Source organism: Cryobacterium sp. CG_9.6, from assembly GCF_029893365.1.
In the GTDB taxonomy this organism is placed as follows: Bacteria; Actinomycetota; Actinomycetes; order Actinomycetales; family Microbacteriaceae; genus Cryobacterium.
In genome coordinates, this window is record NZ_JARXUZ010000001.1 from 1,825,015 (window position 1) to 1,851,717 (window position 26,703).

Genomic DNA, 26,703 nt, shown 5'->3' on the forward strand with positions numbered 1-26,703 from the left:
ACTGGACAAGTCGCTTGAAAGGCCGAGGAACGAAATCGTTCCCCGGCAACACTCAGAGGAGATAAGCAATGGCTGAATATACCCTTCCCCAGCTCGACTATGACTACTCGGCACTGGAGCCCAGCATCAGCGCCACCATCATGGAGCTGCACCACAGCAAGCACCACCAGGCCTACGTGACGGGTGCGAATACCGCGCTCGCCCAGCTTGCCGAAGCCCGCGACTCGGGTGCCCTCGCAAACGTCAACAAACTGCAGAAGGACCTCGCCTTCAACCTCGGCGGTCACGTTAACCACTCCATCTTCTGGACCAACCTGTCTCCCAATGGCGGAGACAAGCCCGTGGGCGAACTCGCCGCGGCCATTGATGACTTCTTCGGCTCGTTCGAGAAGTTCCAGGCTCATTTCACCGCAGCCGCCCTCGGCGTGCAGGGCTCCGGCTGGGCAGTTCTCGCCTGGGACTCCATCGGCCAGCAGCTGATCATCCAGCAGTTCTTCGACCAGCAGTCGAACTTCGCTGCCGGCATCGTCCCGGTTCTCATGCTTGATGTGTGGGAGCACGCGTACTACCTCGACTACCGTAACGTCCGTGCGGACTATGTGAAGGCATTCTGGAACATCGCGAACTGGGCGAACGTCCAGGAGCGTTTCACCGTCGCTCGCGAGAAGACGAACGGGCTGCTGCTACTCTCGTAGCGTGCTAACCCGTGTGGGTCGGCGTCTCCGCTCTGCGGGGGCGCCGATGCTCTTTTGTTACATCCGCACATCCTCTACCCCCACCTCAGACCCTCGGCGCACCGCGCCCTCAGTACCTTCAGGAGCTTTTCGTGACCGTAAAGATCGGCATCAACGGATTCGGCCGCATCGGCCGTAACTATTTCCGCGCAGCGCTGGCGAAGGGCAGCGACATTGAAATCGTCGCCGTCAACGACCTGTCGGACCCCGCATCGCTCGCACACCTTTTCAAGTACGACTCCGTTGGTGGCCGTTTGAACGCCACCGTCGAGGTGGATGGTGACCTCATCATCGTCAACGGAAAGCCCATCAAGGTGCTCGCCGAACGCGACCCGGCAAACCTGCCGTGGGGCGAACTGGGTGTCGAGATCGTGATCGAGTCCACCGGTCGTTTCACGAAGGCAGAGGATGCCCAGAAGCACATCGATGCCGGTGCCAAGAAGGTTCTGGTCTCCGCTCCCGCAACGGGTGCGGACGTCGCCACGCTCGTGCTCGGCGTCAACGAGAACACCTATAACCCGGCCCTGCACAACATCATCTCGAACGCCTCGTGCACCACAAACTGCCTCGCGCCGCTCTCCAAGGTTCTCCTGGACAACTTCGGCATCGAGCGCGGACTCATGACCACGGTGCACGCGTACACGGCAGACCAGAACCTTCAGGACGGCCCGCACAGCGACCTTCGCCGTGCCCGTGCCGCTGCCGCGAACATTATCCCCACGTCGACCGGTGCCGCCAAGGCTCTGGGCCTCGTCATTCCGGAACTCGTCGGCAAGCTCGATGGTTACGCACTGCGCGTTCCGGTCCCGACCGGTTCCATCACCGACCTGACCGTGACCGTTTCCCGTCCCGTCACCGTCGCCGAGGTCAACGCCGCGTACAAGGCCGCCGCCGAGGGACCCCTGAAGGGCATTCTGAGCTACACCGAGGACCCGATCGTGTCCAGTGACATCGTTGGTGACCCGCACTCGTCGATCTTCGACGCCGGCCTCACGAAGGTCATCGGCGATCAGGTCAAGGTTGCCTCCTGGTACGACAACGAGTGGGGCTACTCCAACCGACTCGTGGACCTCACCGAGTTCGTCGCCGAGCGCCTCTAACGGGGCGCGCAGTGACACTTCGCACGATCGATTCCCTGGGCGCGCTCCGGGGCAAGCGGGTCATCGTCCGCTTCGATCTGAATGTGCCGTTGAAAGGCGCAGAGATCACCGACGACGGCCGCGTGCGGGCGTCGCTGCCAACTCTGAACGCCCTTGTGAATCAGGGTGCCCGTGTCGTGATCGTTTCGCACCTCGGGCGCCCCGATGGGGTCGTCGATGCCCGGTACAGCCTCGCCCCGGTCGCAGCTCGTCTGACCGAACTCGTCGGCAAACCCGTTGCATTCGCAACAGACACCGTGGGTAGCGCGGCAGCGGATGCCGTGTCTCGCCTGGGTGACGGTGACATTGTCGTTTTGGAGAATCTTCGTTTCAACCCGGGGGAGACCAGCACGGTCGATGCCGAGCGTGAAGCGTTTGCCGCTGAACTCGCAAACCTCGGTGATGCGTTTGTGTCGGATGGGTTTGGAGTGGTGCATCGCAAGCAGGCGAGTGTCTCTGACCTCGCAGCACTTCTGCCGAGCGCAGCCGGCCTGCTGATCGCGGCCGAACTCGAGGTTCTTGAGCGCCTCACCGAAAAGCCACAGGCGCCGTACACGGTTGTGCTCGGCGGCTCGAAGGTCTCGGACAAGCTCGGCGTCATCGGACATCTTCTCCCACGGGTTAACTCGCTCCTCATCGGCGGCGGCATGCTCTTCACATTTCTGGCTGCACAGGGACACGCCGTTGGTGCCAGCCTTCTGGAAACCGACCAGTTGGAGACCGTGCGCGGTTATCTTGCCGAGGCGGAACGTCTGGGCGTGGAAATCGTGCTGCCGACAGATATTGTCGTCGCATCAAAGTTCGGGGCCGACGCGGACCATGTCATCACGGCAGCCGACGCGATCGAGGAGACCCCCTTTGGTGCGGCCGGACTCGGACTAGACATCGGACCGGAGACTGCGGCTGCCTTTGCGCAGGTCATTCGCGACTCCCAGACGGTGTTCTGGAATGGTCCGATGGGTGTGTTTGAGATCCCCGCTTTCGCAGAGGGAACCCGCACGGTTGCCGCTGCACTCACCGAGGTTTCCGGCCTCAGCGTGGTCGGTGGCGGAGACTCTGCCGCCGCCGTGCGCATACTCGGTTTCACAGATGACCAATTCGGTCACATTTCAACCGGAGGCGGTGCCAGCCTTGAGTTCCTTGAGGGTAAGCGCCTGCCAGGACTGGAGGTCCTCGGATGGTAGTAAACGGTCTCGCTCGGCGCACGCCGCTCATCGCAGGTAACTGGAAGATGAACCTGGACCACCTTCAGGCCATCGCGTTCGTCCAGAAGCTTGCGTGGAACCTCAAGGATGCCCGTCATGACTTTACGGCGGTAGAAGTTGCCGTTTTCCCGCCCTTCACCGATCTTCGCTCCGTGCAGACGCTGATCTCGGCGGACAAGCTGGAACTCGCCTTTGGTGCCCAGGACGTGTCAGCCCACGACTCCGGCGCCTACACGGGTGAAATTTCGGGCGCATTCCTGTCCCAGCTGGAATGCCAGTACGTGATCATCGGTCACTCTGAGCGTCGTACGCTGCACAACGAAACAGACGCCGAGGTGTCTGCCAAGATCAGCGTAGCCCTGAAGCACAACCTTGTGCCCATCATCTGTGTCGGTGAAACAGCGGCTGACCTCGAATTGCACGGTCCCAGTGCGGTTCCCGTTGCACAGTTGCGGGCAGCACTTGCCGATCTCAGCAATGCGGCGGATATTGTCGTGGCCTACGAGCCCGTCTGGGCCATCGGCTCTGGACAGGCAGCCACCCCGGAGCAGGCAGAGCAGGTTGCGGCCCAGCTTCGGGCAGTTCTTCTCGAGACACTGGGACAGGATGTAGCCGACAAAACGCGAATCCTGTACGGCGGATCCGTGAAGAGCGGCAACATTGCGGCCTACATGCGCGAGCCCAATGTTGACGGGGCACTCGTTGGTGGGGCCAGCCTCGACATTGCGGAGTTCTCCAGCATCGTTCGGTTCCAGAAGCACGTCGGACGGTAGTTTTGTAGTGGGTACCTAGACAGGTGCCCACTTCAAGGCCCGCCTTCGCGCTATAATTGCCAAGGTCTTGGTGGGTACTCGTGTGCCCACCGCATTTGTGAAAGGTTTCGTGTGGAGATTCTCCAGGTTGTGTTGCAAGTCCTCGTAGGAATTACGAGTCTCTTGCTCACCATGCTCATTCTGTTGCACAAGGGTCGGGGAGGTGGGCTCTCTGACATGTTCGGTGGTGGGGTGACATCGAATCTCGGCGCGTCGGGTGTTGCGGAGCGTAACCTCAATCGCATTACGGTGATTCTTGGACTGCTGTGGATCACGTGCATCGTGGTTCTCGGCCTGATCACCAAGTTTGACACGGGCGCCTAGCTACACGGGCGTCCACTAGTTGTATGCCACATGAGCTTTGTGTGGCACGCTGAGCTGCTTTCAATGGGAGGAACAAAATGGCATCTGGTGGTAGTGCAATTCGGGGTTCACGCGTAGGAGCCGGCCCAATGGGGGAGCAGGACCGGGGCTTCCACGCCGATCGCATTAAGGTGTCCTACTGGGATGCCCTCGGCAACGAGACGGTACGCTACTTCGCGGCCACCCTGCCTGACGAGGAGATCCCCGTCACCATTGACTGCCCGTCATCGGGACTCCCCGCCGGTCGTGACAAGGAGAACCCCCCCCTCGGTGGTCAAGCTTGAGCCGTACAAGACTCACCTCGCTTACGTGAAGGAACGCCGAAGCGAGGAAGAGGCCGAATCACTTCTTGAGGAGGCGCTCAACCAGCTTCGGGTTCGTCGGGGCAAGTTGACCCCAACAAACTAGTAGTGCAGAACGCAAAAGGCTCAATCGCCGGGGTGATTGAGCCTTTTGCGTTGCGATATCGAAAGTTAGTACGAGGGGGAGATCAGGTTCTCTGGAACCTCGGCAGCGGCCTCGTTGTCCACGAAGAAAACGGTGCGCTTGCGGCCCTTGATACCCGCCGCTGGAACCTCGTCGCGGCTGGCCCCGGCGAGAGCTAGCCCCAACGCAGAGGCCTTGTCAGAACCTGCCAAGACCATCCACACGCGCTCGGACGAGTTCAGGACCGGTCGGGTGAGGGACAGCCGCTCAGCCGGAGGTTTCGGTGAATTCCGCACAGCGATGACGCTGGCTTCTTTTTCCCGAATCCCGCTTCCGTGCGGAAACAGCGACGCCACGTGCCCGTCCGGACCGACACCCAGGAACGTGATGTCGAAACGCGGCAACAGGGCACCATACGGGGCAGCGTCTCTGAGGTCCTTCGCATACTGAGCGGCCGCCTCATCAAGGGTCAGGTCACCATCCGACGCGGCAAAGGCATGAATGCTGGTTGCCGGAACGCCAATATGATCCAGAAGGGCCTCGCGGGCCTGGACTTCGTTTCTGTCCGAGTGTGCTCGGGGGACCCAGCGCTCGTCACCCCACCAGAAACTCACCCGACGCCAGTCAATGGTGTCTCGAGCTGCGGATGTATTGATCGCCTCCAGAACAGCGATTCCCACGGATCCACCCGTCAGCACGATGTTGGCCTCGGCTTCTTCGTGCAGGATGTCGACGAGTTTGGTGATGAAACGAGCAGCGACCGAACTGGCCAAAGCCTGCTTGTTCTGATGCACCAAAACACGTCGTTCCGTGGTCACGCGGACACTCCGGTCTTGGACGGCACCGCATTCTCGAGAAGCGGAAGGCCGCGCGTGATGACCTCGCCATACAGGTCGTCGGGATCGAGCCGGCGGAGCTCATCAGCCAGGCAGTCGCGCAGACTACGTCGGCGCAAAGACAGGTCCTGAGTGGGCTGGCCGGGCTGGATCAGGGTTGCCACACCGAGGTGCTCTCGTTCCAGCGAGATAACCCCGCCAGCGCGAGTGAGGTTCACCCCATACATCCCGTTCGCGTGGGGACCGCTGGTCAGTTCACAGTCGACCGGTGCATTCAACTGCAGGTGCAACCATGCCGCGAGCAGCGTCGTGGAGGGGGAGTCAGCGGCCCCGGTGACATGGATTGCCGTCACCGGTTCGTAGGGAGGCTGGTCCAAAACGGCAGCCAACTGAGTGCGCCACAGTGTGAGCCGTGTCCACGCGAAGTCCGTGTCGCCAGGGCGGTAGCTGGAGCGCAGCCGCTGCAGTGCACCTTGAGGGTCTGGCTGAGCTGACGCATCCGTTATTCGCCGAGAGGCGATGCGTCCGAGCGGAGAGTCCGCCGGAACCGCCGGGGCGACGCCGGGCCACCACGCTGCAACGGGCGCATCCGGCAAGAGCAGCCCGGTCACGAGGCTCTCCGGGTCGCTGGCCGCCTCACCGTAGACGCGCAGGACAATTACCTCACTGGCACCGGCGTCACCACCGACCCGAATCTCCGCATCCACCCGAGGTGTGCTCGAGCGGTGCGGGCTATCCATGCTTTCGGTCGACACCACGATAACGCGCATGGGGTGCTCGCGGGATGCGTCGTTGGCCGCCGTGATGGCCTCTTCTGCCTCACCCAGGGTGGAAGAGATGATGAGGGTCAGAACACGACCCAGGGCGACCGCGCCACCCTCTTCTCGAATTCGCACGAGCGCCTTCGAAATCTTGGCGGTCGTGGTGTCGGGCAAGTCTACGATCATGGACGTCTCCAGGTACGGCCATCACGGGCCAGCAGTTCATCAGCAGAGGACGGGCCCCAGGTACCCGGGCGGTATTGCTCGGGCTGACCCTGAGTGGCCCAGTATTCCTCGATCGGGTCGAGGATCTTCCAGGAGAGTTCGACCTCTTCGTGGCGGGGAAAGAGCGGCGGGTCGCCGAGCAGAACGTCAAGAATGAGACGCTCATAGGCTTCGGGGCTCGCCTCGGTGAAGGCGTGGCCGTAGCCAAAGTCCATCGTGACGTCGCGCACCTGCATGCCCGCCCCGGGCACCTTCGAGCCGAAGCGGATGGTGACACCCTCGTCGGGCTGCACGCGAATGACCAACGCGTTGTGACCGAGCTCCGCGGTTTGGCTCTCCGCGAACAGGTACTGCGGTGCACGCTTGAAGACCACTGCAATTTCGGTTACCCGGCGGCCGAGACGCTTACCGGCGCGCAGGTAGAAGGGCACTCCCGACCAGCGACGGTTATCAATGGTCAGGCGAATGGCCGCATAGGTTTCCGTGATGGATTCGGAGTCCATGCCGTCTTCATCGAGGAATCCTACGACCTTCTCACCGCCCTGCCAGCCGCCCGAGTACTGGCCGCGAGCAGTGCCCAGCCCCAAATCTTCGGGGAGGTGCACCGATGCGAGGACCTTTTCCTTTTCCGCACGCAGGTCCGCTGCCTCGAAGGAGATGGGTTCCTCCATCGCGGTCAGTGCCAGCAGTTGTAAGAGGTGGTTTTGAATGACGTCCCGCGCAGCGCCAATGCCGTCATAGTATCCGGCTCGTCCGCCCACACCGATATCTTCGGCCATGGTGATCTGCACGTGCTCCACATGCGTGGCGTTCCAGAGCGGTTCGAACATCTGATTGGCGAAACGCAACGCCAGGATGTTCTGAACCGTCTCCTTCCCCAGGTAGTGGTCGATGCGAAAGACGGAGTCGGCCGGGAAGACGGACTCGACCACATCGTTCAGCTCGCGTGCAGTCTTCAGATCGCTTCCGAACGGCTTCTCAATGACAACACGTCGCCACTGACCATCCTTCTGCTCGGCAAGGCCCGAACGGCGCAACTGCTCGGTGACGAGTGGGAACGCCTTCGGGGGGATCGCGAGGTAGAAGGCGTGGTTTCCCATGGTTCCACGCTCGCGGTCGAGCTCTGCAATGGTCTCTTTGAGAACCTCGAAGGCTGCGTCATCATCGAACGTTCCGGGGACGAAGCGGATGCCTTCGGCAAGCTGCGCCCAGACGTCCTCGTGAAATTCGGTGCGAGCGTACTGCTTGACCGAATCGTGGACAACCTTCATGAAATCTTGGTCATCCCAGTCGCGGCGTGCAAAGCCAACCAGCGCGAAGCCGGGAGGTAGTAAGCCGCGATTGGCGAGATCGTAAACGGCGGGCATGAGTTTTTTCCGCGAGAGGTCTCCGGTCACGCCGAAGATCACCAGGCTGGACGGCCCGGCAATGCGATTCAGACGGTAATCGGAGGGTGAACGCAACGGATTGAACTCCGGGGTGATTTCCACCGGGGACATGCAGCTCCTAAAGGGACGAAAGTGGGAAGCGGAGAGGGGAGCAGGTGCTGGACTAGGCCAACGCCTCGAAAAGCGTATCGAGGTTTTCTGCGGGTGCGGTGAGCGTCAGCGTGAGAACAGGGCGGCCGTGTTCAGCCAAAACGCTGGCGTCACCACTGGCCTGAGCCTGAATGAGTTCCCCGAACGTGAAGGGCCGTTCCGGAATGGAGAGATCCTCCGCGGGCGTCGTCAGAATCTGCAGGAACACACCAGTGGCGGTTCCGCCCTTGTGGAACTGACCGGTTGAGTGCAGGAACCGAGGTCCCCAACCGAACGTCACCGGGCGCTTGGACAGCGTGGCGAGCTTCGAACGAACCTCAGCGAGCTGCGGGAGTGCCAGACGGTTGACGTACGCCTGGACGGCAACGTACCCATCAGGACCGAGTTCTTCCAGCAGGGCATCGATGGCCGACGCCAGATCACTGGCGGCACCAATGACATGCGCGGTTCCACGCACCTCAATACCATCCGCGATGAACGCGGCCGGCTCGGGGGTGGGCCGGGAGTCAAGCAGGCCGCGGGTTGCAATCTTGGCTGATTCCACGTCGGGCTGATCAAACGGGTTGATCCCGAGAAGGCGTCCGGCCACTACGGTTGCGTATTCCCACACCATGAACTGGGCGCCCAGGGTACCGCTGACGCGAATTTCGTCGCGACCGTCCTGATCACTGAAGACCTGATCCCCGGCATCGGCCACAACGCGAACAACCTGAACATCAGGCAGATCGGTGGACAGCTCGGGGGCATTCAGGTCGAGAACGACGGGAAGGATGCCGGTCCCCAGCTTGCCAGTGGATTCGGCAATGAGCTGCTCCACCCAGTCGGCGAAGCCCACAATGTGCGTTCCGTCGGCCACGATGGCGAGTTTGTCTCGACGCGGGTTGGCAGCCGCCATTGCCGCTCCGAGAACGAGTCCGGGGTTCTCGAGCGTGTCGATCGCGAGAGTCGCAAGGACAGACTCCGCCTCGCCCAGCAGCTGGCCGATGTCGACCCCGGCAAGTCCCGAGGGCACCAGGCCAAAGGCAGTCAGGGCAGAGTAGCGACCACCAACGTTCGGGTCAGCGTTGAAGACCCGGTATCCGGCAGCACGCGCGGATGCCTCCAGCGGCGAACCGGGATCGGTCACGACGATGATGCGTTCAGCAGGGTCGATTCCGGCCGCAATGAACGCGCGTTCAAAGACGCGGCGCTGGCTATCGGTCTCGACCGTGGAGCCGGACTTGGAGGACACGACAAGTGCGGTCGAGTCAAGGTGATCCGCGAGAGCGGCGAGCACCTGGCCGGGGTCGGTGGCGTCAAGAACGGTGAGGTTCACACCCGCGGTGTTTGTGATGACTTCGGGAGCGAGCGACGACCCACCCATTCCAGCGAGGGCGATGCGTGTCACACCGGCAGCGTGCAGGGTTTCTCGGAGGGCATTGATCTCGGCCACGAGGGGACGGGAGATGGCCACCGATTCGGTCCAGCCGAGGCGTTTGCCCGCTTCGGACTCCACGTCCGCTCCCCACAGGGCAGGGTTCTGAGCCGTGATGCTCGAAGCGACGAGGTCTTCCACCAGGGTCGGCACGACACGGCGGACCGCGTCAGCGGCGGAACCGCTGACCGAGATGCGGAAGCTCAACGGGTCACCGACGTCGTTGCAGCGGCCAGGGCTGCCGAGACGGTCTCGAGAAGCTCATCCCAGGAGATGACAAACTTCGACACACCTTCCTCTTCGAGGACTCGGGTGACGTCGTCGTAGGAAATTCCCTCGGCAGCAAGTGCGTCGAGAACGGCGTTGGCTGCTGCGTAGGATCCGGTGATCGAATCGCCACGCACGACGGCGTGATCCGCTGCCGCCTGCATCGTCTTTTCCGGCATCGTGTTGACAACCTCCGGAGCAACCAGCTCGGTCACGTACAGAGTGTCGGGAAGGCTCGGATCCTTGACGCCGGTCGAGGCCCAGAGCGGACGCTGCTTGTTGGCGCCAGCCTTGATGAGGCCGAGTGCACGTTCGGTGGAGAACGCCTGCTCGAAGACCTCGTAGGCCAGCTGAGCGTTTGCGACGCCAGCCTTGCTCTTGAGAGCGATGGCGGCATCCGTCCCGATCGCCACGAGACGCTTGTCAATTTCGGTATCGACTCGAGAGACGAAGAACGACGCGACGGAGTGGATGGTGGAAATGTCGATCCCGGCAGCCTTGGCCTGCTCGAGGCCGGTCAGGTACGCGTTGATAACCTGACGGTGACGCTCGAGGCTGAAGATCAAGGTCACGTTCACGCTGATGCCGAGTGCGATCGTGGCCGTGATGGCTTCCAGACCCTCAACCGTGGCCGGGATCTTGATCATTGCGTTCGGGCGATTGACCTTGGCCCACAGCTGGCGTGCCTGCGCGACGGTTCCCGCCGTGTCCCGGGCAAGTCCCGGCTCAACCTCAATGGAGACGCGGCCATCGACACCGTTTGTGCGGTCGTAGACCGGACGGAAGATATCGCTCGCAGCGGTCACATCGTCGGTGGTGATTTCGAAGACAGCCTCGGCCACAGCGGCTCCTGAGCTGGCAAGGGCTGCAACCTGCTGGGTGTACGCGGCACCCTTCGATAGGGCACCGGCGAAGATCGTGGGGTTCGTGGTGACGCCAACAACGTTGCTGTTGTCGATGAGCTGTGTCAACCCGCCGGACGCGATGCGTTCCCGGGACAGGTCGTCAAGCCAGATGCTGACGCCGGCTGCGGAGAGCGCGGCGAGGGGAGTGGTGGTTTCGGTCATGATCGTAAATCTCCTTGTAAGGCGTGTAAATCAAAGTAGTGGGGGAACTGCTAGCTCGCGATGGAGTCCTTGGCTGCGGCGATAACTGCCTCGGTTGTAATTCCGAATTCACGGAACAGCGTCTGGTAGTCCGCCGAGGCACCAAAATGCTCGATGGAAATGCTGCGACCGCGATCGCCCACGTACCTATTCCATGACAACGCAATTCCCGCCTCAATCGATACCCGAGCGGTGATATTGGTCGGCAAGACCGATTCGCGGTATTCGATCGTCTGCTCTTCGAACCATTCGAGGCAGGGTGCTGACACGACGCGAGCGTTGATGCCTTCGGTCGCCAGCTGCGTGCGAGCGTCAACGGCTAGTTGAACCTCTGAGCCTGTTGCGATCAGAATGACGTCGGGTGTGCCACCCACCGCTTCCGCAAGCACGTAGGCTCCGCGGGAAACATACGACGCGGAGGCGAAGGTCTCACCCGAGGCCGCACCGTTACCACGTTCGAACACCGGAATGTTCTGACGTGTGAGGGCGATACCGGCCGGTCCATTGCGACGCTCAAGAATGGTCTTCCATGCCCAGGCGGTTTCGGTTGCGTCACCGGGGCGAACTACGTCGAGTCCGGGAATGGCCCGCAGCGTGGCGAGCTGTTCCACCGGCTGGTGGGTGGGTCCGTCTTCGCCGAGGGCGACAGAATCGTGGGTCCACACGAAAATAGACGGCACCTTCATGAGTGCGGCCAGGCGAACGGCAGGGCGCATGTAGTCGCTGAAGATCAGGAACGTGCCGCCAAAAGCTCGGGTGTTCCCGTGCAGGACGATGCCGTTCAGAATCGCGGCCATCGCGTGTTCGCGGATTCCGAAGTGAAGAACCCGGCCGTACGTGTTTCCTGTCCACGCACCGGTGGAGTGCTCACTCGGAACGAAAGAGGCAGCGCCCGCGATGGTGGTGTTGTTTGATTCCGCCAGGTCGGCCGATCCGCCCCAGAGTTCCGGGATGACCGGGCCGAGCGCGTTCAGGACCGAGCCAGAGGCGGCACGCGTGGACACCGCGGTGCCGGCGGGGAAAACGGGGAGTGCCTCTTCCACACCGTCGGGAAGCTCGCCGCTGAGGACACGGTCGAGGAGAATCTTACGTTCGGGGTTGGCTGCCGCCCACGCGTCGAAGCGCAGGTTCCACTCGGCGTGTTCCTCGGCACCACGCACGAGTGCCTGGCGCGTGTGAGCAATCACGTCGTCTGCCACCGCAAAGGTTTGCTCCGGGTCAAAGCCGAGAACGCTCTTCACGCCCGCCAGTTCGTCGGCGCCGAGCGCCGAACCGTGGATTTTGCCGGAGTTCTGCTTCTTGGGACTTGGCCAGCCGATGATGGTCTTGAGGATGATCAGCGACGGCTTGTTCGTCACTCCCTGCGCAGCAGTGATGGCATCGTTGAGGGCGGCCACGTCTTCGACGTACTCACCGGTTTTCTTCCAGTCCACGGTCTGAACGTGCCAGTCATACGCCTCATACCGGGCGGCCACATCCTCGGTGAAGGCGATGTTGGTGTCGTCCTCGATGGAAATCTGGTTGCTGTCGTAAATTGCGATCAGGTTACCGAGCTGCTGGTGACCCGCGAGGGAGGAAGCTTCAGAGGTGATGCCCTCCTGAAGGTCGCCGTCACCCGCGATGACGTACACGAAGTGATCGAAGGGGCTTGATCCGACCGATGCCTCGGGGTCAAAAAGTCCCCGCTCAAAGCGCGACGCGTAGGCGAAACCTACGGCGGAAGCCAGACCCTGTCCGAGCGGCCCTGTCGTGATCTCCACGCCGGCGGTGTGGCCGAATTCAGGGTGTCCGGGAGTTTTCGAGCCCCACGTGCGAAGTGCCTTCAGGTCATCAAGTTCAAGTCCGTAGCCGCCAAGGTACAACTGAATGTACTGAGTGAGCGAGCTATGTCCGACGGACAAGATAAATCGGTCGCGACCAAGCCAATCGTTGTCGGCAGGATCGCGGCGCATGACCTTCTGGAAAAGTAGGTAAGCGGCGGGAGCCAGGCTCATTGCCGTTCCCGGGTGACCATTCCCCACCTTTTCAACGGCGTCTGCCGCAAGAATTCGTGCGGTATCAACCGCTTGAGCATCAATGGAATCCCACTGGAAAACTGCCACGTCACGTAACCCTTCATATCTGCGAGGGCGGGTTGAGCTCAACCCATCCTGTAATAGTTGTGCAATTGTCAGCAAACGCCGCGCTGTGCGGTGCCGCGTCGTCGACGCGTGCGCACTACCTGCGAAATGTGTACCCCCGGCGAGTTGGCCTGCATGAGGCGGCCATCTCCCACCCGGGGGCTCGCCGAACTACTGATTCACTGTGGGGAGCACTAAACAGTATAGGTAAAAAAGGTTCTCGAAGGTCGAAATGACCTTCCGTGACTCAGGCGGGGAACGGTCAGTCGGTGATCTACAATTAGGATTACTGCCTAGCATTCGAGGATTAATGGACGTCGCCCTTCAGACCATCGAGAAAACTCCGCGCACCCTCAAGCGCACTTTCAAGGCCTATCTGTCCCTGACTAAACCCCGGGTTGTTGAGCTTCTGCTCGTCGTGACAATTCCGACGATGCTCCTTGCGGAGCGAGGGATCCCCAGCCTGTGGCTGATGATCGCGACTCTGATCGGCGGCGCCCTGAGCGCTGGCTCGGCCGGAGCCTTCAACTGCTACATCGATCGTGATATTGATCGGGTCATGCACCGTACGCAGAACCGTCCGCTCGTGACCGGGGAGATCAGTGATCGCGAGGCCGTGATCTTCGCGTATGCACTCGGCCTGGGTTCCATTGCCTGGCTCTGGGTTTTCACAAACTGGCTCGCAGCCGCGCTGTCCTTTGGCGCCATCCTGCTGTACGTCGTGTTCTACACCATGATTCTCAAGCGTCGTACCCCGCAAAACATCGTCTGGGGCGGGGTCGCTGGGTGCATGCCGGTTCTGATCGGGTGGGCCGCAGTCACCGGCGATCTGTCGTGGCCGCCATTTGTGCTTTTCATGATTATTTTTCTCTGGACTCCGCCGCACTACTGGCCGCTGTCCATGAAGTACCGTGCCGATTATCAGGCCGCCGGCGTGCCGATGCTCGCTGTCGTTCGCGGCCGGGCGCAGGTTGGGCTGCAGGTCATTCTGTACGCCTGGGCCATGGTTGCCTGTTCTCTACTGTTGATCCCCGTGGCTGGAATGGGCCTGACCTACACCTTCGTCGCGTTGGTCACCGGCGGCTGGTTTATCTATGAAACCCACCGCCTCTACAACCTCGCCATTCGCCACGAGCGCGTTTCACCGATGCGCGTGTTCCATGGCTCGATCGCGTACCTCACCCTGCTCTTCGTGGCCGTTGGGATTGACCCGCTCCTCGCGTTCTAAAAGGACCGCCGAAAAGTCTCACCACTCGTGTTTCCGGTCCGTAACAGGTGCTATTGAGTACGCAAAAGTGAGAGTTTTGTCAACCCCTTAAATATGGGCCTACCTATACACTGAGCTAGCACCCACATCGGCGGACTTGAGCCCGCACCACGTACAGCTCGGCACTTGCGGCCCGAATCGCCAGTGTCGGTGTCGGTGACTGAGGGTCATCAAAGCGAAGTGGGTTTGAATGTGTTGGATTTTATAGGGGGCAGGATTGACCAAATTCTGTTCTCAAGTTGGCAACATTTCAGCCTTGTCGTGCAATGTCTACTGCTCGCGACGGTACTTGCCGTCATCGTCGCTGCGCTGGTGTACCGAAGTGCGGTCCTCACGGCCGTAGCGAACTCCGTATCCGCCATCGGTCTCACCATCCCATCGTTTGCCCTGATTGGGCTCATGATTGCCCCCATTGGTTTTGGCGTCGCACCCGCTGTCATCGTCGTGGCGTTTTTTGCGACTCTTCCCATTCTGCGTAATGCCGTCGTCGGTCTCTCCGGGGTTGCACCCACGATCGTCGAATCGGCGCGCGGCGTCGGCATGAGTCAATTCCGCACGTTTTTGCAAGTCGAACTTCCGATCGCCTGGCCCATTATTTTGACCGGCATTCGTGTCTCCGCACAGATGGTCATGGGCATCGCCGCTATCAGCGCCTACTCGCTCGGTCCGGGACTGGGCGGATTCATCTTCTCCGGCCTGTCCAGAATCGGCGGAGCCAACTCACTGGAGTCCGTTGTGACCGGTGTGGTCGGCGTCGTCGTCCTGGCTCTCATTCTTGATCTCATTCTCGTCGGCCTTGGTCGACTGACAACACCTCGAGGTATCCGTGTTTGAATCTGCGAACGAACCGTCCCACTCCTCAGAAATTACCGGGGCAAGCATCCTGCTGGATCATGTGACCAAAAGATTCCCCGGTCAACTCAAACCAGCCGTGGACGGCCTGACTATGGAGATTCCAGCCGGCAAAATCGTGATGTTGGTTGGCCCCTCCGGCTGCGGTAAGACGACGACGCTCAAGATGATCAACCGTTTGATCGAACCGTCTGAAGGCAAAATTGTGGTCGATGGTGACGACGTCACCAACATGAATGGTGACGAACTCCGTCGCGGCATCGGTTATGTCATCCAGGCGGGAGGACTGTTTCCCCATATGACGGTTGCCACCAACATCGGAATCGTCCCCAAGATGCTGGGCTGGGATAAAGCCCGGATCGCAGCTCGCGTCGATGAGTTGTTGGAGTTGGTGTCTTTGGATCCCGCCCTCTACCGCGACCGTTATCCGAAAGAACTTTCCGGCGGACAGCAGCAGCGCGTGGGCGTCGCGCGGGCGTTGGCGGCAGACCCGCCAGTGCTGCTCATGGACGAGCCTTTCGGTGCGGTAGACCCCATTACGCGGTTGCGCCTGCAGGACGAGTTGCTCAGCATTCAGGAGGAACTCCAAAAGACCATCGTGTGTGTTACCCACGACTTCGATGAGGCGGTGAAGCTGGGTGACTGGATCGCTATTTTCAACGAGGGCGCCCAACTCGTGCAGTACGACACGCCGGAACGCATCCTCGGTGACCCGGCGAACGAGTTTGTGGAGAATTTCATCGGCTCGGGTGCCGGTTTGAAGCAGCTCACCCTCACTCGTGTTGCGGACGTTGCTCTCTCGGAAGCCGTTGTGGGAAAGCCGGGGGAGCAGGCGTCAGCGGTGCTCAGTCGCGTGACCACGGCAGGACACGGTCATGCCGTCATCGTGGATGAGCGTGAGCGGCCGATTCAGTGGCTCTCACGGCGCCAGCTTGGGCGTCTGGACATCGTTTCCAACGTTCCCGACCCTAAGCTGCCCGTTGTCGGGTACCGCGCGACCCTGAACGACGCGCTCGACACGATGTTGGTGTCCAGCGCCGGTGCTGCCCTGGTCACGGGACGTCGTGACATGTTCAAAGGGGTCATTGACGTGAAGACGATCATGGAGGCCATCACGAAGTCACAGCAGACGGCAGCCGAAGCGTCGACCGGAGCTCCTGTTGGACTCAACACGGGTGTCTTTCAGGCCGCTTCCGCAGCGGAAGAAAGCGGAATGGTGCAGGCGTGACGACCGCCCTGACTCCCACGGGTACCTCCGTCGTCGGAAGTGGCACCAACAACCCGGTATCGCCCACCCGTCTGCGCTTGGCCTGGGCGGAATGGCAGAGCCTTATTCTGCAGCTTGCTGGAATCGCGGCTGCCCTTTTGGTGCTCGTCATCTGGCTGAACACGGCGAGCCTCACTCCCGTTGAACTCAACACACTGGCTCCCGCAGCACTGTGGGGTTACACCGTCGAACACCTGCAGCTCACCGTGACCGCGGCCATCATCGTCTTGATTGTCGCCATTCCTGTCGGTATTTTGCTCACCCGGCGACCCTTTCGGAGACTGACGGGTCCCATTCTGGTTCTGGCGAATCTTGGTCAGGCTGCTCCCGCAATCGGCGTGGTGGTCCTCCTTGCCTTCTGGCTGGGGTTTGGATTCTGGGCAGCGACCGTGGGCCTTGTTTTATACGCCGTTCTCCCGGTTCTTCGTAACACGATGGTGGGATTGCAGCAGGTGGACCCCCGTCTTGTGGAGGCCGGGCGGGGCATGGGCATGAGTGCAGCTGCAGTGCTCCTGAAGGTTGAACTGCCCCTTGCCGTCCCTGTCATGCTCTCCGGCATCCGGACGGCACTCGTGCTGCTCGTGGGAACAGCAGCACTGGCTACCTTCATCAACGGTGGGGGACTGGGCATTCTCATCACCACGGGCGTCAACCTCAAACTAACCGTTGTGCTTGTCACCGGCGCTGTTCTGGTGGCTTTACTTGCACTGCTGATCGACTGGGTGGGGCGTGTCGTAGAGCACGTCGCTCGCCCGAAAGGACTTTAGATGTCGTCCCCCTACCGCCGCTTTGCCGTCCTCGCCGGCGTCCTCACCGCAACGGGACTTGCACTGTCGGGTTGTGGGCTCCAGCCGGCAACATCGTTCGTGCCTGCGATCGGACCGGGTTCAATTGCCCCCGTCACGGGTCTCAACGGTACAGAAATTACCGTAACCTCCAAGAACTACACCGAGCAGCTGATCCTCGGCAAGATCGCCGTCCTGGCCGCGTCGGCAGCCGGTTTCTCCGTGACCGACCTGAGCAATGTGCCCGGAAGCCAGCCGGCCCGTGAACTTATTTTGTCAGGGCAGGCGGATGTGCTGTGGGAGTACACGGGGACGGCGTGGCTCACCTATCTGGGGCAAACCACAACCATTCCTGATCAGCAGGAGCAGTGGCAGGCCGTCTACGATATCGACATCGACAACGGTGTCACGTGGGGAGCCCCGGCACCGATGAACAACACCTACGCACTCGCCATCCGCAGCGAAGCGGTCGCCGATCTGGGCGGAATCACCACAATGTCCGAGCTTGCGGCCCTCCCCGTTGAGGACCGTACATTCTGTATCGAAGCGGAATTCAATTCCCGCCCCGATGGAATGAATCCGATGCTTTTGCATTACGGGCTTGCCCGCGGAACCGCCGACGGAGTTCCCGATGACAATGTGGGAATCTACGACACGGGTGCCATCTACAGCGCCACCGATCAGGGGGCCTGCAATTTCGGGGAGGTCTTCACGACCGACGGACGCCTCGATGCCCTCGACCTCGCTGTTCTCGAGGACGATCTGGGCTTCTTTCCGGCATATAACGTAGCACCGGTTTTCTTCAGCGAAACGCTCACCGCTCACCCGGAGCTCGAGGAAATATTTGCACAAATTTCGCCCAGCCTGACAAACGAAGTCCTTCGTGGGCTGAACCGCAAGGTCGACGTAGATGGCGACGAGCCCGCAGATGTGGCTTTCGAGTGGATGAAGTCCGAGGGATTCATCACCGACGCCCCGTAAAGGGTGCTCCCGAGGTCGTCAGAGCCGCCGGGTCAGCACGGCTTCGATTTTCTGCACTTCTGCCTCGTGGAGAACAACCGTCACAATACGACCGCTGATGGCTGCGGTTGTTGCTCGGAAGTCGGCAACCGTGACCGTGATCGCCGGAAACAGCTTCTGATCCACCGGTAACTCGGACTTGTTCGCGATCTGTTGCTCCACCTGGTGTTGCTGACGTGTGTGTAAATCGGCCCACTCTCGAGACCCGAATTCATGAGGATTCTTGGTGTGGTTCATCACCACGTACTGCAGGTGTTGGTTGAGTGCGTCACGAATCGGATCTCCGCCGCGGTTCGTGGATCCGGGACGGTCGGTAAACACGAACCCGCGCAGCTCGGCCAAACCAACTGGGCCGGATGGTGAATCCTCGAACCAGAAATTTCCAGTTCGGTCCGCGAGCCAATAGTGCGCCTCAGCCTCAAGGGTGACGCCGTGAGAGCTATACCAGTCCCAACCACGCTCCTGAAGCCGTGTTTGTGGGACAAACCCAAAAACGGGGGGACCGAATTCTACGAGCCGGGCCTCATCGTCCGGCGGTTCCCAGACGGCCCTTTCCACGAGATGCATGCATGGAGAATACACCGGGACCACGTTACGGTGGACCCCAGATCAGGTGAAAAGTAGCGAGATATTTTCGCCGTGTCAGCGAGAGAGCGGTACCTCGTGGCGGACGGCCTCGGAGACCGTGCTTACGGTTGCTATTGGCGCCTTGAGATACAGAATTACGGCAGTCATGGCCGCAGCAAGGGCGCACGCCAACACCATGTGCAGACCCACAAGGAATGGGGGGAGTCCGAGGTTGGCCTGCAGCAAGCCGCCGAGGACCTGCATCACTTCCACTGCAAGGAGCAGAGTGACCCACCCCAGTATGGGAAGGCGTTGGCGCAACGAAACAACCAGGAGGGCGAGCGTCAGAATGAGGGTGAGGTATGCAGGCCAGCTGTGAATGTGCTGCAGAAACTCTGAATCTAAACCGTTTCGCGGGGCGTCTGCGTCGCCAGCGTGTGGCCCCGACCCGGTGGTGAGAATTCCCACCAGAATCGTCACGAACACAATCGTGCTGGTGGCGTGGGCCAAAACGACCACACGCACCGGCACAACCCGGGCACGAGGTCCGTTTCCGGTGTAGATCCGATAAATAAAGACCGTGCACAGTGCCACGAGCAGAACCGAGATCACGAAGTGGAAACCGACCACGTAGGGATTCAGATCCATGAGAACGCTGACCCCGCCGATAACCGCTTGTGCCGGAATCCCGAGTCCCGCAAAAAGTGCCAGGCGAAACAGATCCGGCCGACTTCGGCGCAGGCGAACGACGCTAAGGAAAGCAACAATAGCCAGAAGACCCAGGGCGATACCCAGCACGCGGTTACCGAATTCGATGACGCCATGAATACCCATTTCCGGAGTGTTCACAAAAGAATCCGCGGTGCATCGCGGCCAGGTTGGGCAGCCGAGTCCAGACCCGGTCAGTCGTACCAAACCGCCCGTGCCCACGAGCAGGATCTGCGCCGCGAGGTAGATCCAGGCAATCGTTCGGGTGCGGGACGTGATGACGGTGGGTAACCATGACGAAATGCGATTCACCGGTTCAGCTTTCTGTTTTCGCGTTGATCGAGCCGTGCACATGTGAATACCCCGGCAAGCACGACAATCGCCGTGGGCAACCTGTAGAATCAGGCTCACCACGTTGTTCACAGGTGCGAGCCGTTTGGCTCTTCCAGGGAAAAACATGGTCCGTGAATATTCTAGGTTCGCAATGAAGCTGTCCACACAATCCATTCCGTTTCGTGCTTATTGTCAGGTTTCTCTGACGTGGCTCGAGGCGAGAATGACCGGACTGATATCCGGGTTTGTCGTGGATAGGGAAGAGGTAAGTATGTCGGATGTTCTGCTAGACCGCCCCGATCTTGATGGGTTGGGCACCTACGAATTTGGATGGGCCGACTCGGACAAGGCCGGGGCATCCGCTCGCCGAGGAATTTCTCCTGAGGTCGTAACGGATATTTCCAACCTGAAGTCCGAACCCGACTGGATGTTGCAGCGACGCCTCAAGGCCCTGCAGCTCTTCGAGCGCAAGCCCATGCCCACGTGGGGCGCCGATCTGTCGGAGATCGACTTCGACAACATCAAGTACTTCGTGCGTTCCACGGAGAAGCAGGCCCAGACGTGGGAAGACCTGCCCGATGACATCAAGAACACCTATGAGAAGCTCGGAATCCCCGACGCTGAGCGCCAGCGCCTCGTGTCCGGCGTTGCAGCCCAGTACGAGTCCGAAGTGGTTTACCACCAGATCAACGCCGAACTCGAAGCTCAGGGTGTCATCTTCATGGACACCGACACGGCGCTTCGTGAGCACCCGGAATTCTTCGAAGAGTATTTCGGCACCATCATTCCGTCCGGCGACAACAAGTTCGCCGCACTGAACACGGCCGTCTGGTCCGGTGGATCGTTCGTCTACGTGCCCCCAGGCGTGCACGTGGAGATCCCGCTTCAGGCCTACTTCCGCATCAACACGGAAAACATGGGTCAGTTTGAGCGCACGCTGATCATCGCCGATGAGGGCAGCTACGTGCACTACATCGAGGGCTGCACCGCCCCGATCTACAAGTCCGACTCCCTGCACTCCGCAGTGGTCGAGATTGTCGTGAAAAAGAACGCACGCGTTCGCTACACGACCATTCAGAACTGGTCGAACAACGTGTACAACCTCGTCACGAAGCGCGCCACAGCCGCCGAGGGTGCCACCATGGAATGGATCGATGGCAACATCGGCTCCAAGGTCACCATGAAGTACCCGTCCATCTACCTCATGGGTGAGCACGCCAAGGGTGAGACGCTGTCGGTGGCCTTCGCAGGTCCCGGACAGCACCAGGATGCCGGCGCAAAGATGATCCACATGGCTCCCTACACGCAGTCTTCGATTGTGTCCAAGTCCATCGCTCGCGGTGGCGGACGCAGTGGGTACCGCGGCGAGGTGCGAATGGATGCTACGGCTCACCACTCCGCCAACACCGTGCGCTGTGATGCGCTGCTCGTGGACACCAAGTCCCGCTCCGATACCTACCCCTCGATCGACATTCGTGTTGATGATGTGCAGCTGGGTCACGAGGCGACCGTCTCGCGCGTCAGTGAAGAACAATTGTTCTACCTGATGAGCCGCGGTATGCCCGAGGACGAAGCCATGGCCATGATCGTGCGCGGCTTCATCGAACCTATTGCCCGGGAACTCCCAATGGAGTACGCCCTTGAACTCAACAAGCTCATTGAAATGGGCATGGAAGGATCTGTCGGCTAAATGTCCGCAGCCATTGCGCCAACCCAGGGCGCTTCAACAGCCATGCCCACTGCACTTACCACCGAATCCTCTCAGCCTGACCGGGTGAGCAAGCACGCGGACGGTCGTTTCGGGTACATTCCCGTGCAGACCCGATCAGCCCGTTTCAAGAGTACGAATGTAAGCGACTTCGATACCGTCACCGGTCGTGAAGCCGTCTGGAAGTACATTCCCGTTGCCAAGTTCACCGATCTGCTGTCGGGGGATCTCAACGGTTCACCGTACGAGTTTGACGTGACGTCGGCAGCCGACATCACCGTTGAGTGGGTTGAACGCACCGACCCGCGCATCGGTGGAGCCGGCGCCCCTGAGGAACGTGCCTCCGCTAACGCGTGGACAGGTTTCGAGAAGGCCCTCGCGATCACGGTCAGCGGCGAGGAGGCGAAAGAGATCACACTGTCTCGATCGCTGCTCGGTTCTAGCGCCCGCGGCGCCCACACGATCATCGAGGCCAAGCCGTTCAGCCAGGCCACCATCATCCTGCAAAACTCGGGTGACGCGAGACTGACGGAAAACGTCGAAATCATTCTCGGCGACTCCGCCAACCTCACCGTCGTCACCGTTCAGGAATGGGATGACGAAGCGGTGCACCTCAGCAACCACTTCGCATCCGTTGGTCGTGACGCTCGCCTCAAGCACGTGGTGGTGTCACTCGGAGGGCGCATCGTGCGCGTCAGCCCGTCGGTATGCCTCGCTGGTACCGCCGCCGATACCGAATTGCTGGGACTGTACTTCGCAGATTCCGGACAGCACCTCGAGCAGCAGGTTTACGTCAACCATGACGCTCCCAAAAGCCGCAGCCGAGTCAACTACAAGGGTGCGCTGCAGGGAAAAGGTGCGCACACGGTGTGGATTGGCGACGTACTGATCGGCAACAAAGCAGCGGGCACGGACAGCTATGAGCAGAACCGCAACCTGGTCCTGACCGAGGGGACGCGGGCCGATTCGGTTCCGAACCTCGAAATCGAAACGGGCGACATTGTCGGTGCCGGGCACGCAAGTGCCACGGGTCGATTTGACGACGAGCAGCTGTTCTACCTCCAGTCCCGCGGCATCACCGACGAGGAAGCGCGACGCCTCGTGGTGCGCGGATTCCTCACGGAAATCGTGCAGAAGATCGGGTCACCCGATCTCGAAGCGCGACTGTTGTTGGCCATCGAGGCCGAACTTCTCACCACGGACGGGAAGTAGTCATGGCTGCCACGAAGATTTGTGCTTTTGATGAACTCGAACCCAATCAGGCCGTAAAGGTTGATATTGACGGGGTAGCAATTGCGCTGGTGCGCGACGCGAGTGGTGGGGTTTTCGCCATTGGCGACACCTGCACTCACGGAGACATCTCCCTGTCGGAAGGCTTCGTCGACGGCGAGACCTTGGAATGCTGGGCTCATGGCTCCATGTTTTCGCTCACCACCGGAAAGCCGCTCACTCTGCCGGCCTACGATCCGGTTCCCGTCTATCAGATTGAACTGATCGATGGAGACGTTTACATCGATCCCTCCGTCATCGTGGCCGTCTAACGGTTCCTCACCTGCCAGCTGGCGCGTGCGTCACGCACCGCCACCGCGCTAAAGTCTCTTCAGAAAGCGAATAACACACATGTCAGTTCTTGAGATTAAAGACCTGCACGTCAGCGTCCAAACCGACCAAGGCGTCACCCAGATCCTCCGCGGTGTTGACCTCACCATCAACGAGGGCGAGATTCACGCCATCATGGGCCCGAACGGGTCCGGTAAGTCCACACTGGCTTACACGATTGCCGGCCACCCCAAGTACAAGGTCGAAAGCGGATCCATCACCCTGGATGGCGCCGACGTCCTCTCCATGACCGTAGACCAGCGCGCCCGCGCCGGACTCTTCCTGGCCATGCAGTACCCGGTCGAGATCCCCGGGGTGACGGTAACAAACTTCCTTCGCACCGCCAAGACGGCGGTCGAGGGGGAGGCACCGCCCATTCGCACCTGGATCAAGGACGTTCGCGAGTCCATGGCCGCCCTGCGGATGGACAAGTCCTTTGCCGAGCGCAACGTGAACGAGGGCTTCTCCGGTGGCGAGAAGAAACGCAACGAAATCTTGCAGCTTGAGCTCCTCGAGCCCAAGTTCGCTGTTCTCGACGAGACCGACTCCGGCCTCGACGTGGATGCGCTCAAGATCGTGTCGGAGGGCGTCAACCGCGCCAAAGCCAACACGGGTCTGGGACTGCTCCTCATCACCCACTACACGCGGATCCTGCGCTACATTCACCCGGACTTCGTTCACGTGTTCGTCAATGGTCGCATTGCCGAGCAGGGCGGACCGGAACTCGCGGACCGTCTGGAAGATGAGGGTTACGATCGCTTTCTGACCTCGTCGAACGTAGGCTAGACACATGGTGTCCACCCTGAGTCCCTCCCGCTTCGACGAGATCGAAGAGGCGCTCAAAGATGTGATGGATCCCGAGCTTGGTATCAACATCGTCGATCTGGGCCTGATCTACGACCTGGGCTGGGATGACGAGAACAATGCCTTGATCATTCACATGACACTCACCTCGGCGGGTTGCCCGCTCACTGACGTGCTCGAGGAACAGACCGCAGAGGCACTGGACGGCGTGGTTGATCAGTTCCGCATCAACTGGGTCTGGATGCCGCCGTGGGGCCCGGAGAAGATCACGGACGACGGTCGCGACATGATGCGTGCGCTCGGTTTCTCCATGTAAAGCACAGCTCTAGCGTTGTACCCCGGTTGCTCACGCAGCCGGGGTCTTTTCGTTTAATGCCACTCAGCCCTTTTCCCCACTCATTAGATAGTTGTTCTAGTCGCTGGAAGGCTATGCTAATGATATGGAGACAGGACACGTGCTCACCCGCCGAGAACGGCAGGCAGCAGTAACGCGAGCCGATATCGTGTCCGCTGCCGGCAGACTGATGCTGGCTCGTGGTTACGTGGCCGTATCCATCAGTGACATCGCTCACGAAGCGAACGTAGCCATTCAAACCATCTATAACTCCGTCGGAACCAAGGTTGACGTGCTTGCCGCCATTCTTGAGCGGGTCGCTCAGCAAGCGGATGCGCCGGATCTCGTGTCGGCAACGATGAGGCAGAAAATCGATGAGGCACGAAACCCCTCCGAAATTATCCGGATACTGGCCACCTGGTGCTTCCTCGCGAATGAACGCACGGCGGGCATCCTGCGCATTGTCACCGAGGCGGGTGTGAGCGACCCCGATGTTGCAGAGTTCGCGCGCAAACAGGATGTGACCCGGCTGCGTGGGTACGGAGACGTTGCTCGGGTGCTGCGAGTGCGGAGTGGTCTTCGCACGGGGCTGAGCGACCACGAGGGAGCCGCTGTCATCTGGGCGATCGGGCATCCGCAGGCCTACCGCACGCTCGTGCTGGAGGTTGGATGGTCCGCGGATGCGTACACGGAATGGCTGCAAAAGTCCCTTCACGCGGCTCTTCTGTAGGGGGGTGTGCGCGCACATGGTGCGGAGTGAAATAGACTGATGAGTTGGATCACTTGATCCGAACACTCCCACCACCCCCCTGATCGGACTATTGCTGTGCTCAACGTGCAAGATCTCGAAATTCGCGTTGGAGCTCGCGTGCTCATGGAGGGCGTGAACTTCCGTGTCGCACACGGCGACAAGATCGGCCTGGTCGGACGCAACGGTGCGGGAAAAACGACGCTGACGAAAACACTCGCGGGGGAGACAAACCCCACGAAGGGATCGATTAGTCACTCCGGTGAAATCGGTTACCTTCCGCAGGACCCCCGGGCCGGCGACCCCACCATGCTGGCTCGTACTCGAATTCTCGACGCCCGCGGACTCGGAACGATCGCCCTGGGGATGCAGGATTCGAGCCTCGCCATGGCGGATCCTGACCCGAAGGTCAGCGCCGCAGCCATGAAGAAGTACGGTCGACTCACCGACGAGTTCAACGGTCTGGGCGGGTACTCGGCCGAGGCCGAGGCCGCCTCGATCGCCAGCAACCTCAAGCTGCCCGATCACATCCTCGACCAGCCACTCAGCACCCTGTCTGGTGGTCAGCGACGTCGCATTGAGCTGGCACGAATTCTGTTCTCCGCTGCCGAGATGATGATTCTCGACGAGCCCACAAACCACCTCGACGCGGATTCCGTGGCCTGGCTGCGAGAATTCGTCAAGAACTACAAGGGCGGATGCATCATCATCAGCCACGACATCGAACTGGTGGGTGAGACCGTCAACCGCGTCTTCTACCTCGATGCCAATCGCATGATGATCGACATCTACAACATGAATTGGAAGAACTACCTTCTGCAGCGCGCGGCAGACGCCGACCGCCGCAAGAAGGAGCGGTCAAACGCCGAGAAGAAGGCGTCAACGCTGCAGCTGCAGGCCGCCAAGTTCGGGGCCAAGGCGAGCAAGGCGGCCGCGGCCCACCAGATGGTGGCGCGTGCCGAGAAGCTTCTGTCGGGGCTTGATGCCGTACGCGCCGTTGAACGCGTGGCGAAATTGCGCTTCCCCGAACCGGCACCCTGCGGTCGAACTCCGCTCATGGCCACCGACCTGTCGAAGAGCTACGGCTCCCTCGAGATCTTCACGGCCGTTGACCTGGCCATCGACCGGGGCTCCAAGGTCGTGATTCTGGGGTTGAACGGTGCGGGTAAGACGACCCTGCTCAGAATGCTTGCGGGAGTCGACATCCCCGACACCGGACGCATTGAACCCGGACACGGACTGCGCATCGGCTACTACGCGCAGGAGCACGAGACCATCGATGTGAAGCGTTCGGTCCTTCAGAACATGGTGTCATCGTCTCCGAGCATCACCGAGATGGAAGCCCGTCGTGTGCTGGGTTCCTTCCTCTTCACGGGGGATGACTCCAACAAACTCGCCGGCGTGCTCTCCGGTGGGGAAAAGACTCGTCTCGCCCTCGCCATGATTGTCGTATCCGGCGCCAACGTCTTGCTGCTTGACGAACCCACAAACAACCTGGACCCAGCGAGCCGTGAAGAGATCCTCGACGCCCTCGCGCACTACGCCGGGGCTGTCGTGCTCGTCAGCCACGATGAGGGTGCCGTGCAGGCCCTGAATCCCGAACGTGTCCTGATCATGCCTGAGGGCACCGAGGATCATTGGAACAAGGACTACCTCGACCTGATCGAGCTCTCCTAAGCCCTGCCGCAGTCGTAAACCGTCCGACATAAAACCCAGAGGGCCCCGCGGTTACGCGGGGCCCTCTGGGTTTTATCTGTGCTCGGCA

Annotated in this window: 25 protein-coding genes and 1 pseudogene; 18 read left to right on the forward strand and 8 right to left on the reverse strand. The window is 60.7% G+C overall.

Annotation, left to right across the window (positions count from 1 at the left end; all coding sequences use genetic code 11):
* The first annotated feature begins 68 nt into the window (after window positions 1–68).
* The 6 genes and pseudogenes from H4V99_RS08245 to H4V99_RS08270 all read left to right on the forward strand — a co-directional run bounded on the left by H4V99_RS08245 (window position 69) and on the right by H4V99_RS08270 (window position 4,661).
* A complete protein-coding gene (locus tag H4V99_RS08245) occupies window positions 69–695 on the forward strand; it encodes a superoxide dismutase (RefSeq protein ID WP_280677203.1) in 627 nt (208 codons plus the stop codon).
* A gap of 131 nt (window positions 696–826) precedes the next feature.
* A complete protein-coding gene (gene gap / locus H4V99_RS08250) occupies window positions 827–1,834 on the forward strand; it encodes a type I glyceraldehyde-3-phosphate dehydrogenase (protein WP_280677204.1) in 1,008 nt (335 codons plus the stop codon).
* 11 nt (window positions 1,835–1,845) lie between these two features.
* A complete protein-coding gene (locus tag H4V99_RS08255) occupies window positions 1,846–3,057 on the forward strand; it encodes a phosphoglycerate kinase (RefSeq protein WP_280677205.1) in 1,212 nt (403 codons plus the stop codon).
* Window positions 3,051–3,851, forward strand: a complete 801-nt coding sequence (gene tpiA / locus H4V99_RS08260) for a triose-phosphate isomerase (RefSeq protein ID WP_280677207.1) — start codon at window positions 3,051–3,053, stop codon at window positions 3,849–3,851. Before H4V99_RS08255 ends, tpiA begins: the two co-directional genes overlap by 7 nt.
* Window positions 3,852–3,962: 111 nt before the next feature.
* Window positions 3,963–4,214, forward strand: coding sequence for a preprotein translocase subunit SecG (secG, locus tag H4V99_RS08265; protein ID WP_035835950.1), 252 nt, complete (start codon window positions 3,963–3,965; stop codon window positions 4,212–4,214).
* A 77-nt stretch (window positions 4,215–4,291) separates the two neighbouring features.
* Window positions 4,292–4,661 (forward strand): annotated as a pseudogene (locus tag H4V99_RS08270) (RNA polymerase-binding protein RbpA).
* 65 nt (window positions 4,662–4,726) lie between these two features.
* Here the strand turns inward: H4V99_RS08270 and pgl are convergent.
* Genes pgl through tkt form a run of 6 tightly spaced genes read right to left on the reverse strand, consistent with a single transcriptional unit; the run spans window position 4,727 to window position 12,928 of the window.
* A complete protein-coding gene (gene pgl / locus H4V99_RS08275) occupies window positions 4,727–5,497 on the reverse strand; it encodes a 6-phosphogluconolactonase (protein ID WP_280677210.1) in 771 nt (256 codons plus the stop codon).
* Window positions 5,494–6,462, reverse strand: a complete 969-nt coding sequence (locus H4V99_RS08280) for a glucose-6-phosphate dehydrogenase assembly protein OpcA (protein WP_280677211.1) — start codon at window positions 6,460–6,462, stop codon at window positions 5,494–5,496. The genes pgl and H4V99_RS08280 overlap by 4 nt, the downstream gene beginning before the upstream one ends.
* The gene (zwf, locus tag H4V99_RS08285; RefSeq protein ID WP_280677213.1) at window positions 6,459–8,000 is read right to left on the reverse strand and encodes a glucose-6-phosphate dehydrogenase; all 1,542 of its coding nucleotides are present in this window, start codon (window positions 7,998–8,000) and stop codon (window positions 6,459–6,461) included. The genes H4V99_RS08280 and zwf overlap by 4 nt, the downstream gene beginning before the upstream one ends.
* Before the next feature lie 52 nt (window positions 8,001–8,052).
* Complete coding sequence (locus H4V99_RS08290) at window positions 8,053–9,660, reverse strand: glucose-6-phosphate isomerase (RefSeq protein WP_280677215.1); 1,608 nt, start codon at window positions 9,658–9,660, stop codon at window positions 8,053–8,055.
* Window positions 9,657–10,787: a transaldolase gene (tal, locus tag H4V99_RS08295; protein WP_280677217.1), complete on the reverse strand. Its 1,131-nt coding sequence runs from the start codon at window positions 10,785–10,787 to the stop codon at window positions 9,657–9,659. Before tal ends, H4V99_RS08290 begins: the two co-directional genes overlap by 4 nt.
* A 50-nt stretch (window positions 10,788–10,837) precedes the next feature.
* Window positions 10,838–12,928, reverse strand: a complete 2,091-nt coding sequence (gene tkt / locus H4V99_RS08300) for a transketolase (RefSeq protein WP_280677219.1) — start codon at window positions 12,926–12,928, stop codon at window positions 10,838–10,840.
* A 328-nt stretch (window positions 12,929–13,256) separates the two neighbouring features.
* Between tkt and H4V99_RS08305 the strand changes: the two genes are divergently transcribed.
* From H4V99_RS08305 to H4V99_RS08325, 5 genes are all read left to right on the forward strand, one after another.
* The gene (locus tag H4V99_RS08305; RefSeq protein ID WP_280677221.1) at window positions 13,257–14,174 is read left to right on the forward strand and encodes a heme o synthase; all 918 of its coding nucleotides are present in this window, start codon (window positions 13,257–13,259) and stop codon (window positions 14,172–14,174) included.
* Window positions 14,175–14,405: 231 nt separating this feature from the next.
* Window positions 14,406–15,047 carry an ABC transporter permease gene (locus H4V99_RS08310; protein ID WP_280677223.1) on the forward strand — a complete coding sequence of 214 codons (642 nt, stop codon included), beginning with the start codon at window positions 14,406–14,408 and terminating at the stop codon, window positions 15,045–15,047.
* A gap of 61 nt (window positions 15,048–15,108) precedes the next feature.
* Complete coding sequence (locus H4V99_RS08315; RefSeq protein WP_280677225.1) at window positions 15,109–16,293, forward strand: ATP-binding cassette domain-containing protein; 1,185 nt, start codon at window positions 15,109–15,111, stop codon at window positions 16,291–16,293.
* 104 nt (window positions 16,294–16,397) lie between these two features.
* A complete protein-coding gene (locus H4V99_RS08320) occupies window positions 16,398–17,099 on the forward strand; it encodes an ABC transporter permease (RefSeq protein WP_280680038.1) in 702 nt (233 codons plus the stop codon).
* Window positions 17,100–18,098 carry a glycine betaine ABC transporter substrate-binding protein gene (locus H4V99_RS08325; RefSeq protein ID WP_280677227.1) on the forward strand — a complete coding sequence of 333 codons (999 nt, stop codon included), beginning with the start codon at window positions 17,100–17,102 and terminating at the stop codon, window positions 18,096–18,098. It begins immediately after the preceding gene.
* A gap of 18 nt (window positions 18,099–18,116) precedes the next feature.
* Here H4V99_RS08325 and H4V99_RS08330 read toward each other — a convergent pair whose 3' ends face one another.
* Both H4V99_RS08330 and H4V99_RS08335 read right to left on the reverse strand, forming a co-directional pair.
* Complete coding sequence (locus H4V99_RS08330) at window positions 18,117–18,704, reverse strand: hypothetical protein (RefSeq protein WP_280677229.1); 588 nt, start codon at window positions 18,702–18,704, stop codon at window positions 18,117–18,119.
* A gap of 75 nt (window positions 18,705–18,779) precedes the next feature.
* Window positions 18,780–19,724: a COX15/CtaA family protein gene (locus H4V99_RS08335; RefSeq protein ID WP_280677231.1), complete on the reverse strand. Its 945-nt coding sequence runs from the start codon at window positions 19,722–19,724 to the stop codon at window positions 18,780–18,782.
* 292 nt (window positions 19,725–20,016) lie between these two features.
* Here H4V99_RS08335 and sufB point away from each other — a divergent pair, with 292 nt between their 5' ends.
* The 7 genes from sufB to H4V99_RS08370 all read left to right on the forward strand — a co-directional run bounded on the left by sufB (window position 20,017) and on the right by H4V99_RS08370 (window position 26,615).
* Entirely contained in the window at window positions 20,017–21,435 is a 1,419-nt protein-coding gene (gene sufB / locus H4V99_RS08340) for a Fe-S cluster assembly protein SufB (protein WP_280680040.1), read from the forward strand.
* 42 nt (window positions 21,436–21,477) lie between these two features.
* Window positions 21,478–22,665 carry a Fe-S cluster assembly protein SufD gene (gene sufD, locus H4V99_RS08345; RefSeq protein ID WP_280677233.1) on the forward strand — a complete coding sequence of 396 codons (1,188 nt, stop codon included), beginning with the start codon at window positions 21,478–21,480 and terminating at the stop codon, window positions 22,663–22,665.
* Window positions 22,666–22,667: 2 nt separating this feature from the next.
* Entirely contained in the window at window positions 22,668–22,994 is a 327-nt protein-coding gene (locus H4V99_RS08350; protein WP_280677235.1) for a non-heme iron oxygenase ferredoxin subunit, read from the forward strand.
* A gap of 79 nt (window positions 22,995–23,073) precedes the next feature.
* Complete coding sequence (sufC, locus tag H4V99_RS08355) at window positions 23,074–23,838, forward strand: Fe-S cluster assembly ATPase SufC (protein WP_280677237.1); 765 nt, start codon at window positions 23,074–23,076, stop codon at window positions 23,836–23,838.
* Between the two features lie 4 nt (window positions 23,839–23,842).
* Window positions 23,843–24,172, forward strand: coding sequence for a metal-sulfur cluster assembly factor (locus H4V99_RS08360; RefSeq protein WP_280677239.1), 330 nt, complete (start codon window positions 23,843–23,845; stop codon window positions 24,170–24,172).
* Between the two features lie 124 nt (window positions 24,173–24,296).
* Window positions 24,297–24,920: a TetR/AcrR family transcriptional regulator gene (locus H4V99_RS08365; RefSeq protein WP_280677241.1), complete on the forward strand. Its 624-nt coding sequence runs from the start codon at window positions 24,297–24,299 to the stop codon at window positions 24,918–24,920.
* 96 nt (window positions 24,921–25,016) lie between these two features.
* Window positions 25,017–26,615 carry an ABC-F family ATP-binding cassette domain-containing protein gene (locus H4V99_RS08370; RefSeq protein ID WP_280677243.1) on the forward strand — a complete coding sequence of 533 codons (1,599 nt, stop codon included), beginning with the start codon at window positions 25,017–25,019 and terminating at the stop codon, window positions 26,613–26,615.
* Window positions 26,616–26,703 lie beyond the last annotated feature (88 nt).

What these genes read in the sequence shown, in the direction of transcription:
- H4V99_RS08245 (WP_280677203.1), top strand. Translation starts at nt 69, where the DNA reads ATGGCTGAATATACCCTTCCCCAGCTCGACTATGACTACTCGGCACTG.
- tpiA (WP_280677207.1), top strand. Translation starts at nt 3,051, where the DNA reads ATGGTAGTAAACGGTCTCGCTCGGCGCACGCCGCTCATCGCAGGTAAC.
- H4V99_RS08280 (WP_280677211.1), bottom strand. Translation starts at nt 6,462, where the DNA reads ATGATCGTAGACTTGCCCGACACCACGACCGCCAAGATTTCGAAGGCG.
- zwf (WP_280677213.1), bottom strand. Translation starts at nt 8,000, where the DNA reads ATGTCCCCGGTGGAAATCACCCCGGAGTTCAATCCGTTGCGTTCACCC.
- tal (WP_280677217.1), bottom strand. Translation starts at nt 10,787, where the DNA reads ATGACCGAAACCACCACTCCCCTCGCCGCGCTCTCCGCAGCCGGCGTC.
- H4V99_RS08305 (WP_280677221.1), top strand. Translation starts at nt 13,257, where the DNA reads ATGGACGTCGCCCTTCAGACCATCGAGAAAACTCCGCGCACCCTCAAG.
- H4V99_RS08325 (WP_280677227.1), top strand. Translation starts at nt 17,100, where the DNA reads ATGTCGTCCCCCTACCGCCGCTTTGCCGTCCTCGCCGGCGTCCTCACC.
- H4V99_RS08330 (WP_280677229.1), bottom strand. Translation starts at nt 18,704, where the DNA reads ATGCATCTCGTGGAAAGGGCCGTCTGGGAACCGCCGGACGATGAGGCC.
- sufB (WP_280680040.1), top strand. Translation starts at nt 20,017, where the DNA reads ATGTCGGATGTTCTGCTAGACCGCCCCGATCTTGATGGGTTGGGCACC.
- sufD (WP_280677233.1), top strand. Translation starts at nt 21,478, where the DNA reads ATGCCCACTGCACTTACCACCGAATCCTCTCAGCCTGACCGGGTGAGC.
- H4V99_RS08350 (WP_280677235.1), top strand. Translation starts at nt 22,668, where the DNA reads ATGGCTGCCACGAAGATTTGTGCTTTTGATGAACTCGAACCCAATCAG.
- sufC (WP_280677237.1), top strand. Translation starts at nt 23,074, where the DNA reads ATGTCAGTTCTTGAGATTAAAGACCTGCACGTCAGCGTCCAAACCGAC.
- H4V99_RS08360 (WP_280677239.1), top strand. Translation starts at nt 23,843, where the DNA reads ATGGTGTCCACCCTGAGTCCCTCCCGCTTCGACGAGATCGAAGAGGCG.
- H4V99_RS08365 (WP_280677241.1), top strand. Translation starts at nt 24,297, where the DNA reads ATGGAGACAGGACACGTGCTCACCCGCCGAGAACGGCAGGCAGCAGTA.